Below are 12,334 nucleotides of genomic sequence, written 5' to 3' on the forward strand. Positions count from 1 at the left end.
ACTTAGAATTCGGAGATCAGACTGCGCAGCTCTTTGACGATAACAGCGTGTGATTCCGTTCCCTCCCCGTAGGCTTGACCCATAGCTTTGCGGACTTCGGCAATCTTGGGCTCATAATCGGGTGCCTCACGGTCAGGATTCTCCTGTTTGAAGGCATTCATCAGACTCTGCACATGTTCCGGTCTCGGACCCCAGTGGCCAAGCACATAACCGCCGGTATCAGCAAAAATCACGATTGGCACGGCTCTTCCGCCCATCGTGAGGAAGTCATCCATAAGCTCCTGGTTATCCTCAAGAATCAGTACCTCTGTCTTAATGCCCGCAGTTTCCAGTGCACGGAAGACCACCGGAACATTGCGCACCACGTCACCGCACCAATCTGCTGCCAGAATAAGCACCCGGATATCATCGCGGTGGTTCAAGCTTTCGAAATATTGTTTGTCATCCTCGTCTTCCCAGCTGAATTTCTCATACCAGGCTTCAAAAGCCTGCTGGTTGCGTGTCATACCTTCTACAAATTGACGGGGCGATAGTCCTTGCCCAAACTTGCCGGCTACATTCTGCTTCATAGTGCGCTGCCTCTTTTCTTCTTGGATTTATACCACTTGAACACAAAATAAAGGATGATTAGAGCTATCGCAACAAGGATAATCTCGTGGGTATATTTAGCGGCCACCTCATCGATATCCTTCCACTTGTTGCCCAAAGTCATGCCCAGGTATACGAATAAAGCACTCCAGGGAATAACTGCGAGCGTAGTAAGCAAAGTGAACTTGCCAAGCGGCATCCGGGAGATTCCGGCCGGAACCGAGATCGCGTGACGCACCACAGGAATAAAACGTGCGGTAAAAATCACGCCCGTTCCGTACTTTTTGAACCACTCTTCCGAGCTGTCGATCTGCTTCTTCTTGATAAATATATACTTGCCGTATTTCTCCAGCACCGGTCTGCCGCCGTAACGGCCAATCCAGTACACAAAGATCTGGGCAATGACTCCGCCGATTGTACCAAACAGCACCGCGCCAAAAAAGTTAATCTGACCGTCCCATACCAGATAGCCGCCATAAGCCAGCACAATCTCACTGGGGATTACCTCAATCATAAGTCCAATCATAATACCGAAATAGCCAAGACTCTGGATCCATTCAAACAACAACGAGATCAGCTCAGAAATATAATGCATAATTAGCACCTCCTCCCGTAGTTAGCGAACGCGGCGCGTCCGTATGTAGGGCTATGCCGCTTCCGTTCTATGTATCCCATTTCTCTTAGCCTATTCTAGCACAAGCGTGCTTAACACTTCTAGTTGCGGAAGAGATGTTGCTTTCTAAGCCAGACTGCGGCTGCTGCGGCAAAATAGACCAATCCATGGATTGACAGCCCTAAAATCAGAATGATATTATATATTTAGATGTTTATTTAAATATCGAATTGAGGTGACCCATGAACGATTCCTTCAAAGCACTGGCCGATCCTACCCGCCGCCAGATTATCCGGCTGCTCCGTGAGAAAGACCGCACTGCGGGAGAGATTGCCGATTCTTTCAATATGTCAAAGCCAAGTATCTCCCATCACCTCAATGCCTTAAAACATGCCAACCTGATCCAGGATGAACGGCAAGGACAATTCATCATGTATTCACTCAACACCACCGTGCTTGAGGAAGTAGCGGGCTGGCTGCTGGAGCTGACAGGTACAGGTAAACCCAAGGAGGCTGAATGAGGATGAAGGATATCCGATGGAAATGGCAGGACACACTGATTGTGCTGGTCGGATTGGCTGCGGTGCTGTTCGCACTGTTGAATTACAGCAAGTTGCCCGACCGCCTTCCGGTCCAGTTCGGAATCAAAGGCCAGGTAAACAGAACCTGGAACAAAGAGCTGGCTATCGGTGTATGGGGAACCGTCGGGATTCTGCTTCCGCTGCTGCTTCAGCTCACCCGCAGAATGGACCCCAAACGCGAAAATTACAAAAAATTCGAAAATGCCTATGCCATGACCCGGCTGATGGTTGGTGTGTTGCTGAATCTTATGCTTGTAGTTTCTGTGCTGCACGGACTCGGCAGAGCACCCAATATAGCCAAGTTTTCATTGATTGGGGCGGGGCTGTTGCTGATGGTTATCGGCAACTTTTTGCCGCAGGTGAAGGATAATTATCTGTTTGGCATACGAACGCCCTGGACCCTGAACAGCCCTGAGGTCTGGCGCAGAACGCACAGAATATCCGGGACTCTCTGGGTGATAGCCGGACTGCTGATCATACTCGCAGCTCTGCTGTCCGGGACTGTTGCCCTCGTTCTAATTATTGCTTCGCTATTCCTTGCCATTCCAACGCCTATTGTCTACTCCTGGCAGGTATCGCGGATTGTCCGCGATTAACATGGCGGCACAACAGGAGCTGCGGGCAGTTTAAGCAAAAGAGAAGAATAAAGAATTAGGTGCAACAGCATTGCTGTACTCTGTAAGAGGCGACAACGGTTTCTGCGATAAACCTATAAATTAAGAAGAAACAGCTTCGCAGTCCTCTGTAAGTGACGTCGTCGGTTTCTGCGGGAAATAGAAGGAGAATTTATGGCGTGAAACCTATAAATTCTTATATTTCAAGAAGAAACAACTTCGCAGTCCTCTGTAAGTGACGTTGTCGGTTTCTGCGGGAAATAGAAGGATAATTTATGGCGTGAAACCTATAAATTCTTATATTTCAAGAAGAAACAGCTTCGCAGTCCTCTGTAAGTGACGTTGTCGGTTTCTGCGGGAAATAGAAGGATAATTTATGGCGTGAAACCTATAAATTCTTATACTTCAAGAAGAAACAGCTTCGCAGTCCTCTGTAAGTGACGTTGTCGGTTTCTGCGGGAAATAGAAGGATAATTTATGGCGTGAAACCTATAAATTCTTATACTTCAAGAAATACCACAAGCCGCCGGTGCAAACTGACGGCTTCTTCTCGGTCTCCAAAATAGCGGTCATTATGCTGCTTCCCTCTGCGACCCTCCTCGACAGCAAGCAGGCGGTATTGACGTAGCAATTCTGTCCCTGCCGCTGCGGCGTTCATCGCAGCCCGCTCCTCCCCCTCAGCCCGCTTGCGTTCCGCCATACCCAGCATGCCTTCAATCGCAGCCAAATGCTTCTGCACATTGTATCTGTCCAACTGCAGGCTGCGCCGGACCCAGTAAAGCGCCGGACCCGGTTGTTCCCCCTGCCATAGCTGACGTGCCATTTCCCAGCTTAGCGCAGCGTTCTGCGGGGAGTATTCCAGCCCGCGCTGCAGCACGACCAGGCTCTCCTCTGCTGGGAGCAGCCGTGCTAACGCAGTGGCCGTTTGCGGAAGCAGCGGGTTCCAGTCCAGCGATTGCCGCAGCCATGCCGTGCTTTCCGCTTGATGTGACGCTTGCAGCGCCCTGGTGTACAGCTGCTGTGCCGTCTCCGCCCGCAGGCACAGCAGCGACAGCAGCAGGCAGACGCCATAAGCGGCGAATATCCTCAAATGATCTGCAATCCTCCAACCACTTGATCGTTTCCTTGGCGGAAGAATCGTTTGGCCATGCTGCAGCTTCGCGGCCCCGGCGGCCGCCAGCCCTAATAGCAGCAGCCAGACCAGACCGTAGCTCCAGTCGAAATCCACGGCGCTGTGCAGCAGAATCACCAGCGCGGGCGCCAGCAAGCGCGGCGAAGCACTGACAAGCCAGAGCGCCGCCAGCAGCAGCAGTCCAGCGGCGGCCACTCCAGACACTCCCAGGTTCAGCAGGAGGTCGAGATAACCGCTGTGCACCTGGCTGCCGACATAGGGGCGTGACTGGACCGCGAGATACGCGCTCCGCCAGGTCCCGCCCCCCTGCCCCAGCCAGGGCGCTTCTGCCGCGAGCTGCCAGGCGTCGCGGTAGAACAGTCCGCGCGCGGAGGCCGTCGGAGACGGTCCGGCGATGCGCGCGTACACCTGCTGTAGGACGGCGGTGCCCGCCGCCGTCCAGCAGAGCGCCGCTGCCAGCGCGGCGCGGGCACTGCCCGCCGCGCTGCGCTGGCAGCGGCGGCACAGCCACAGGCCGGCCAGCAGCGCGCCGGCCCAGCACCCGGCCAGCGCCAGCAGGCCGGGTAAGGGCTCCACCGCCAACCCGGCACGGGCCAGTTGGCGGTAGAGCAGCGCCGCGGCGGCAGCGGGCGCGGCGCCTGTGGCTACAAGCGGCGCGATCAGCCGCCGCTTGGCGAGCAGCACGGCCGCCGCGGCTGCGGCGGCGGCCAGCCATGCGCCGCGCGACTCGCTGAGCAGCAGCGCGGCCGCGTACGGGAACAGCGGCAGGCTGCGCAGCAGCACGGCGCTTCTGCTTCCCGCTCCCTGAACGACGCTACTACTCTCTATTCCCTGCTCGGCGCCGCTGCTCCATGCTCCCTGCCTAGAACTTCTGACACCCGCTTCCTGCACACTGCTTCTGCTCAGATGCTGTCCAGCGCTTTTGCTTCCCGCTCCTTGCCCAGAACTTCTGACACCCGATTCCTGCACACTGCTTCTGCTCAGATGCTGTCCGGCGCTTTTGCTTCCCGCCCCCTGCCCAGCATCTGTATTCCCCACTCCCTTTCCAGTTCCACCGCCCTGTGCCTTGCCACCCCTGACCGCTCCACCAGCACGCCCTCCCCACTCCTCCGCCACGGCGAACAGCCGCTCTAGCAGGAATACGGCCATGACCGCGCCGAAGGTGTTGGGGTACTCCAGCAGTCCGGCAAGCCGGGCGCCGCTGGCTGATACTGCGGGCGAGGAGCTGTAGGCGATGGCAAATTGCAGGCGAAGTCCACCGCAGACTGCAAGCAGAGCGCTGAGGCTTAATGCCAAGCCCAGCAGATGCCAGGCGGCCTGCACTGCACGGTATAGCTGCCGATTGGACATGGCAATCCCGGCAATGCAAATGAAGCTGGCATAGAAGCACCAGCGCAGCAGCTCCTCCATCGTACGCTGAAGAGACCGTGCTCCACTCACGACATGTAGCAGATACAACAAGGCAACAATAACAGCTCCGCATGTCATCAACACCGCTGCGTGGTGCGGCTTGCTGAATACAGCGCCTGCTTGAAGAGATTCGGCCTTCCAGGCTGCTGTATCCACGTTCTTCTCCATGCTCCGCCCAATCACCCTAAGATAAGCAATCAGGGCACAGAGCACAAACCAGACAGCCAGAAATCCATACATTTCTTCAGTAAAAAAGAATCCGCGCAACATACAAGCCGCCCCCGCAGCCATAAAAACCATTCCTGCACATATACAGGCCGTTCCTGTCCGTAGACCATACATCATGTAGCCCCCCGCATCCGCACATCCCCATTGCTTATTGTTATTTCCATTGTTGCCCAATAACAGCTCCGCCAACAGTAATGCAGGCTATTCCGTTAATTCCGCAAAAAAAAAGACGTTCCTCTCCACAGAAAGGTCCGTCCTCTTATTCTTGGTATTACTATTTAGAACTCTGCCTTCGGTAAGAAGGTTTGAGCGCGCTGAGCCGAAACACGTAGTTTTAAATAGAATAAAATTACAAGCATTGGTCTTTTTGCTGAGCATATTGGGAAAGTTAGAGCGTTTAGAGAAATTAGATGCGAAAGTGCACCTAATTTCTGCCGGAAGTGATGACATCGGGCAAATAAGTGCGAATATGCAACTAATTACGAGTAAATTGCTTGTTCAGCGCTCAGAATCGGAAATTAAGTGCATTATGGCACTTATTTGCTTCAAAACGGGAAAAATCGGTGAATTAGATGCAGATTCGCAACTAATTCCGTGATTGGACTGATGTGGCGATCAAAATTTGATGCTCCTTTCCTATGGGGTCCTAATCAGTAACCGAATCTGCAACTATTTTCGAGGAAGAATGCTTGTTTAACGTTCAAAATCCGAAATTAGATGCGTTTTCGGTTACTACTTAGGTCCAGTGAGAGATGATAGGGAAATTCTACCGCTAGTTGGACGAAGGTTGGGCGTTCTGGTGAGCTTATAGGGAATTTTTACCACTAATGAGGTCCTATCCGCTCCGAAAAGCCCTAAATGGACGATGTAGTGGTAACTTTTCCCTATAAGCCACGACAATCGAGCATGAGCCAGGTATTAACGGTAGTTTTTCCACATAGCCACCTCTGTTGTACTACTCCGAAGGCGCAAACCTACTTGGGGATGGCTGGGGTCCTAAATAGTAACCAGTTTCGCTACTATATTCTTGGAGGACTTAGGTTGTGATCCAGTAGCTGCGTGTTTGATTCCCTATAATGAATCTGCGATGACAGCCTAAGCACACCATGTCAGGGATTCCGCTCGCGGATTGGAAATCCGGCTTCTACAACCCTGCTGGACCGAAGCTGCTGCTTCAAGGCCAGCTATTATTTCGGTTACTACTGCACGGCTGCTTCCTGCGGAAGCAGGTCGGCACATACCCGTTCCAGATACGGACGGGCACCCAGGAAATCGCGGAAGGCTGTATACTCCTGCCATCGCGCAGCTTGATCTCCACCCGGACTCAGGACAGCGCGGATCAGGATATTCTTCGGAGTATGCTCCATATCGATGAATTCCAGCAACTGGCTGCGGTATCCCATCAGATCCAGCAGCTTGGCGCGGATGGCATCGGTCGCCAGCGCGGAGAAACGTTCCTTCAGAATTCCGTGCGATAGCAGCGGGCTCAGCAGCTCATTCTCCACTTGAGCGAACAGCTCATGCTGGCAGCACGGTACGGAAAGAATGACCGAAGCGCCCCAGCGCACCGCTTTTTCAAGGGCAGCATCTGTTGCTGTGTCACAGGCATGGAGCGTAACAACCATATCCACCTGCTCCAGCTCGTTATAATCGGCAATGTCTCCCACCAGAAAACGCAGCCGGTCATACCCAAGCTTGACGGCAAGCGCACTGCAGTGCTCAATGACATCTTGCTTAAGATCCAGACCAACAATGTTAAGCTCCCGTTTCTCACGCACAGCCAGATAATGATATAGAGCAAACGTCAGATAGGATTTACCGCAGCCAAAGTCTACTATGGTTAACGGTCTTCCGGCAGGCAGATCATCCAGCACATCCTCCACCATCTCCAGAAAACGGTTGATCTGGCGGAACTTATCATATTTTCTGGCCAGCACCTTGCCTTCACTACTCATGATGCCCAGCTCCACCAGAAACGGCACCGGCTTGCCATCCTCCAGCACATAACGCTTGCGGCGGTTGTGGGCCAGATTAGGCATTTCTTTCTTGGTTGACGATTTGGTCAGGATGGACACCTTCGATTTCTTGCTGATCAGCACCTGATAATCCGCTTCGACCGTACACAGCAGGCCTTGTCGGAAGGTGTCATTTAACAGGGAGAACATCTGGGCGGCAGCCTCTTCGGCAGCTATATTGAGGTGCTCCACCTTCGTTCCGATATAGGACTCAAACTGGTAATGCAGCTTGCCCTTCAATTCCACCGGCTTAATCTGCACCTTGCTGGGGGAGGATTCCCCTTTGCTGCGCTGCTGGCTCAGAGTAGCCACAATCAAAGTGCGGTCGCTAATTACTTGTTCAATAAGGGCTTGTAATGATTCCACAGCAAACATCTCGCTTTCAGTATTTAAAATCTTGTGCCGGATTGTACGGCGAGCTTCTTCCACGCCTCTAATCCCTCTTTCACTTCGTTAATCGGAAGACCGCCCTGCTCCAGGCTGGCAGGGTCCTTCCGCAGCAGGCGCTCATATAACTCAAGCCCTTCCTGATTGACATCTTCCTCCTGCTCACGCAGCCGATAGAGACTATCCTCAGCTTTGCTGTATCTGCCTGCTGATTCCATATAACCCAGCAGCAGCCGCTCTGTTTTCACGGGCAAACGGTAAGGTTCAAGCTCCTGCAGCAGCGCATTCAAATCTTCCGGCAGGCTCATTAGCTCCCGGTCGGCTCCATGAAGATCCGCGTACAAATACAGATGTAGTGCCTTCATATTTCTGAACAAGGCCTGATTCAGATCATCATTCAGCTTATAAATATCGGCTTCTTCCTTCAACAGCTTCGCCACGCCCTGAAGCCGGTCGGACTCAACAACGTTGCCCAGACGGTACATATCAATAATGTCCTCCACGGACAGTGAATTCAGCAGACGGGAATTCAGCCGAAAATGCCGGTTCAGCAGCTCATCAATCTCCCACAAAGCTTCTGTAGTTTTGCGCTCCTGCTTGAGCGTGAGTACCTTGGCTACCATTGCCGTCATGTCTTCGATCATACGAACAATATAGTCTCTCCGGAACATGTGTGCCCACCCCTTTTCCATAGCCGTAATTATAGATGTTAGACTGTTACAACTTGGGAATAGCAAAGATCTTTGGAGAGTGTTCTGGAACTATAGTGCAATTAATGCGAAAGTGCAACTAAATATAGCTGAATCGCCAACTGGGGAGGATTAAGTGCAAATCTGCAACTAATCCAGCTCATTTGAGTGTAAACCCCCTCCTGCGTATGGATTTAGTTGCACTTTCGACACTTATTTCTTTATATTCCCACAAAAGGGCGGAATTAAGTGCTGATTTACATCTAATTTCGATGTACTTAGCATACCAAGCCTAACTAGTAACGTTAGACTTCTTTAATCTTAAACCATTCCCAAGCCATACGCTACTGACAGCATCTGCTGGCTTTAATAAGTCTGCTTGACAGCCATAAGTCCCAAAGATTAAACTAGATCACAGAATGATCTGGATTACAGATCGGATATAGCTACGGATTATTAACTACGGATCTTACTACGGATCTTACTACGGATCTTACTACGGATTATTAGTCACCAATCAACTTATCAAGGAGGTCAGTTCATTGTCCGACCATCAGTCCCCTTCCCCAGACACGCAGCTGCATCCGGAGCTGCTGCACACGGCTGACACCCTGCAAATTACTGCCGAACAGGACAAGCTGCTGGAAAGTTCCCTGAGGATCAAAATTATGCATGCCCTTGCCGGAGAAGCCTTAACCTCCAAGCAGGTTGCCGACAAGCTGGGCAAAACTCCGGGCAATATTCACTATCACATCGCCAAGCTGTTCGAGGGCGGCTTGCTCGAGTTGGTGCGCACCGAAGCCTCAGGGGGCATTATCCAGAAGTTCTACCGTTCCAAAGCAACGCTGTTCCGTGCGGAGAGCTTCAGTGGGCTCCGGTTCCGCGAGGATGATCTTGTGGAACGCTTTACAACCAGATTAACCTTATCGGACAGTGAGCTGGCAGCTTTTCAGGAGGAGATGAAGCAGTTGATCACCTCCTGGGAATCCAAGGTTACTCACGGAGCAGAGTATGGCATCGAAGTCTCTCTGGGACGTATAGCGAACGGGCATGCCGAGGCAGGAGGTGAGCCGCAGCATGATGCCGACCCCACCGACTAAATCCGCCAGCTATAATCCCCTGCAAGGATTCGCCGCTCCCTTTACCCGCTCGCGTGCCTTTCCTTTTCTATGGCTGGCTCATCTGATCTCTTTCCTGGGCAGCTCGGTGACCATGGTTATTCTGCCGGTGCTGGTCTATTCACTGACCGGCTCGACAACTATTATGGGATTTGTAATGGCAGTTTATATGCTGCCCAATATTATCATGCTGCCGATTGCCGGGCATATCGTAGACCGTCATGACCGCGTAAGGATCATGATGCTTGCCGATATTCTGCGCTTTGTTATTATGCTGTCCACCGCTGCACTTTCCTTATCCGGCCTGCTCTCCATTCCTGTGCTGATGGTTCTGATCGGCTTCTACGGGATGTTGGACGGCTTGTTTCAGCCGGCTTATGCCGCTATGCGTGCTACAGTATTTACAGCCGATATCCGTGTGGCCGCCAACTCCCTGACCCAAATGAGCACACAAACCGTGCGATTAATTGGCCCTGCATTAGGGGGGCTGCTGGTCACCCACCTCTCCGCAGGCATCGGGTTTGGTCTGGATGCCCTGACCTATCTGCTCTCCTTGGTCTGCCTGGTTTATCTGCGCAGGGTGCTGGCCTTGAAGCTGCTGCCGCAGCAGCCAGCAGCGCCCGCAGACAGCACCGGAATAGTGGTACCCGAAGCCGAAGCCGACTGGAGAGCGGATTTCAAGGAAGGCATTGCCGTGCTGCGCAGCCATCCGTGGCTGTGGATTACCATACTGGCCTTCTCTTTCGTTAATATCTGTTATGGGGGAATTACCGTTATTCTCGTACCTTGGCTGTTCAAGGTTCACCACGGCTGGCCCCCTTATCTATACGGGCTTGCCGTCACCTTCTCCGGTGTGGGTGCGATCTTAGGCGGACTGTTATTCGGCATGCGGCCGGTATGGAAACACCGCGGCCTGATGGCCTATGGCGGGGCACTGCTGAGCGGACTGGCCTTGCTGCTGCTCCCGTTCGCCCAGACGGCAAGCGGTGCGATTGCCCTGTTCGCCGTAGAAGGATTCGGCCTGATGATATTCGGGCTGATCTGGGAAATCAGCCTGCAGGAGCTGGTGCCACAGGAGGCCTTTGGCCGGGTAGCCAGCCTCGATATGCTAGGCTCCTTCGCGCTGCTGCCGTTAGGTTATGTTCTTGTCGGCTGGCTCGCCGATCTTATTGGCGGCGTAGCCACGATTGCGATCTTTGCCGGAATCGGCATGGCTTGTATAACATTTGTGTTAAGCATACCGGCTATCCGCCGGTTTCAATAAGATTGGGAAATAAATAAAATCTGGAGACAACAGCGATTGGAACAACGGTCCGTTCGCGGAGCGTCCACACCAAGGGCAAACATCGATCTAGCTCCAAAAGAAAAAGGGGCCCCAAGCAGCCATTTCATGGCATTTGGGACACCCCTTTTCATATAATTGCTGTTCAACAATCCACAGCTATTTCGTTACGGTAGCCAGAGCGAAATCCTTGAGAATCTCAGCCAGCTGCTGCGGAGCCTCATACAAGCTCATATGGCCTGCGCCGGAAATGGTCGCCTGGGTCACATTAGCCTTGTCTGTAGTGAAGATTCGCTCCGGTGTAACATGAGTATCTTCAGCGCCGGCCACAAGCAATACCGGAAGCTCGCTGGAAGACAGCACATCCCGGCGGTCGGGACGCTCGCGCATCGCCATAGCCGCTCCCACCGCCCCATGAGGCGGAGTTCTGTAGCCGATCTCCTTCACCCGATCCACCAATAGCGGGGAGTTCTCAACAGTAGCCGGTGCGAATAACCCCGGAACCAGCCCATCCACGAAGGCGGTAATGCCCTCATTCTGAATCTTGCCGATACTGGCAAGGCGTTTCTCCTTCGCTTCGTCACTGTCCGGGTAACCGGTTGAATGAATCAGGCCAAAACCCTTCAGCCTGGAAGCATAACGTTGGACCAAGGACAGCGTAATGTAGCCGCCAAGGGAGTGGCCTAGTACAATCGCTTCCTGAACCTCCAGCGCATCCAGCAGAGTAACAACGTCATCTGCCATCTGCTCTATGCTGTAAGCGCCAAGCGGGGCATCCGAGGAACCGTGCCCGCGCAGATCGGGTGCAATCACACGGTAGCTGCCGCTTAAGAAAGGAACTACATGTTCCCAGTATTCCGCGCTTCCACAGAATCCGTGCAGCAGCACAATGACATCACCGCTGCCCTGATCACTGTAGCACAAGTTACTTCCTTCACAACGAACGGTTTCCATGGCCATCTCCTTCTTTCTAAGTACCTCGCGGATTTATAGTTCAATATCTATTAATAAGCTAAACCGCTCTCATTGAAACTTCAGCCGGTTCTTCTCCAGCCCGAATCCGGCGGCTGCGGCAGCCGCAATCGCTTCAGCCATCATCATCACCCGGCCTAGCGGTGTGGTCTGCAGAGTCCGGTAAGGCTTGGGGCCGTTGATATCTACAATCGCAGCAAGACTGTAATGCCCTACTGCCGGGAAGCTGCCCCCTACCGATTGGGCTGGCCGCAGCGCCGAATGAGAGGTGAAATAATAACCGAGTGCAACAGGCGGTCCCAGACAGGCATCAATGGCGACAATGGTCTGCCCCACCGGGATGGCGGCAATACAGGCCAGCAGATTATCCGCATCACAGGGACAAGACAGGGTGCCCGTCACATGCGGAAAGCCGTACTGCAATAATCGGGTACCCGTCAGCGGACCAAGCGCATCTCCGGTTGAGCGATCTGTTCCAATACACAGGAATGTAATTTCTTGCGGAGGATGCAAGACGGCTATTTCCCGGAAAAATCCTTCCAGCTCCGCCGCATCCATTTTGGCGCGTTTGCCTTCTCCCTGCTGTTCTCTAATAGCCATTGCCGCCCCCCTTCCGCATACCAAATTATTGTATCTTTTAATAAACCAATTTTACATGATTTCTCGGCAGCGGACAAAAAATTGGTGATGCCCTGTCCAATCATG

11 protein-coding genes are annotated in these 12,334 nt (G+C 53.0%); 4 read left to right on the forward strand and 7 right to left on the reverse strand.

Annotation, left to right across the window (positions count from 1 at the left end):
• Window positions 1–2: 2 nt before the first annotated feature.
• Together B9T62_RS27220 and uptA are read right to left on the reverse strand one after the other, a co-directional pair.
• Window positions 3–569 carry a thioredoxin family protein gene (locus B9T62_RS27220; RefSeq protein ID WP_087918142.1) on the reverse strand — a complete coding sequence of 189 codons (567 nt, stop codon included), beginning with the start codon at window positions 567–569 and terminating at the stop codon, window positions 3–5.
• Complete coding sequence (gene uptA, locus B9T62_RS27225; protein WP_087918143.1) at window positions 566–1,183, reverse strand: undecaprenyl phosphate transporter UptA; 618 nt, start codon at window positions 1,181–1,183, stop codon at window positions 566–568. The genes B9T62_RS27220 and uptA overlap by 4 nt, the downstream gene beginning before the upstream one ends.
• Window positions 1,184–1,443: 260 nt before the next feature.
• Between uptA and B9T62_RS27230 the strand changes: the two genes are divergently transcribed.
• Together B9T62_RS27230 and B9T62_RS27235 are read left to right on the forward strand one after the other, a co-directional pair.
• Window positions 1,444–1,722 (forward strand): autorepressor SdpR family transcription factor, encoded by a 279-nt coding sequence (locus B9T62_RS27230; protein ID WP_087918144.1) that lies wholly within the window; start codon window positions 1,444–1,446, stop codon window positions 1,720–1,722.
• Between the two features lie 2 nt (window positions 1,723–1,724).
• Window positions 1,725–2,378, forward strand: a complete 654-nt coding sequence (locus B9T62_RS27235) for an SdpI family protein (RefSeq protein WP_169834441.1) — start codon at window positions 1,725–1,727, stop codon at window positions 2,376–2,378.
• 517 nt (window positions 2,379–2,895) lie between these two features.
• Here B9T62_RS27235 and B9T62_RS27240 read toward each other — a convergent pair.
• From B9T62_RS27240 to B9T62_RS27255, 3 genes are all read right to left on the reverse strand, one after another.
• Window positions 2,896–5,340, reverse strand: a complete 2,445-nt coding sequence (locus B9T62_RS27240) for an O-antigen ligase family protein (RefSeq protein WP_245864081.1) — start codon at window positions 5,338–5,340, stop codon at window positions 2,896–2,898.
• 1,025 nt (window positions 5,341–6,365) lie between these two features.
• Window positions 6,366–7,556 (reverse strand): class I SAM-dependent methyltransferase, encoded by a 1,191-nt coding sequence (locus tag B9T62_RS27250; RefSeq protein WP_087920443.1) that lies wholly within the window; start codon window positions 7,554–7,556, stop codon window positions 6,366–6,368.
• A gap of 14 nt (window positions 7,557–7,570) precedes the next feature.
• The gene (locus tag B9T62_RS27255; RefSeq protein WP_087918147.1) at window positions 7,571–8,239 is read right to left on the reverse strand and encodes a DUF6483 family protein; all 669 of its coding nucleotides are present in this window, start codon (window positions 8,237–8,239) and stop codon (window positions 7,571–7,573) included.
• A 560-nt stretch (window positions 8,240–8,799) separates the two neighbouring features.
• On the opposite strand from B9T62_RS27255, the gene B9T62_RS27260 reads away from it, so the two are divergent.
• Both B9T62_RS27260 and B9T62_RS27265 read left to right on the forward strand, forming a co-directional pair.
• The gene (locus B9T62_RS27260; protein ID WP_087918148.1) at window positions 8,800–9,357 is read left to right on the forward strand and encodes a winged helix-turn-helix domain-containing protein; all 558 of its coding nucleotides are present in this window, start codon (window positions 8,800–8,802) and stop codon (window positions 9,355–9,357) included.
• On the forward strand, window positions 9,338–10,639 hold the full coding sequence (locus tag B9T62_RS27265; protein WP_425436707.1) for an MFS transporter: 1,302 nt from the start codon (window positions 9,338–9,340) through the stop codon (window positions 10,637–10,639). Before B9T62_RS27260 ends, B9T62_RS27265 begins: the two co-directional genes overlap by 20 nt.
• 177 nt (window positions 10,640–10,816) lie before the next feature.
• On the opposite strand, the gene B9T62_RS27270 is transcribed toward B9T62_RS27265, so the two are convergent.
• On the reverse strand, window positions 10,817–11,611 hold the full coding sequence (locus B9T62_RS27270) for an alpha/beta fold hydrolase (protein ID WP_087918150.1): 795 nt from the start codon (window positions 11,609–11,611) through the stop codon (window positions 10,817–10,819).
• Window positions 11,612–11,680: 69 nt separating this feature from the next.
• Window positions 11,681–12,229, reverse strand: coding sequence for a spore protease YyaC (yyaC, locus tag B9T62_RS27275; protein WP_087918151.1), 549 nt, complete (start codon window positions 12,227–12,229; stop codon window positions 11,681–11,683).
• Between the last annotated feature and the right edge of the window lie 105 nt (window positions 12,230–12,334).

Source organism: Paenibacillus donghaensis (genome assembly GCF_002192415.1).
Classification (GTDB): Bacteria; Bacillota; Bacilli; order Paenibacillales; family Paenibacillaceae; genus Paenibacillus_AQ; species Paenibacillus_AQ donghaensis.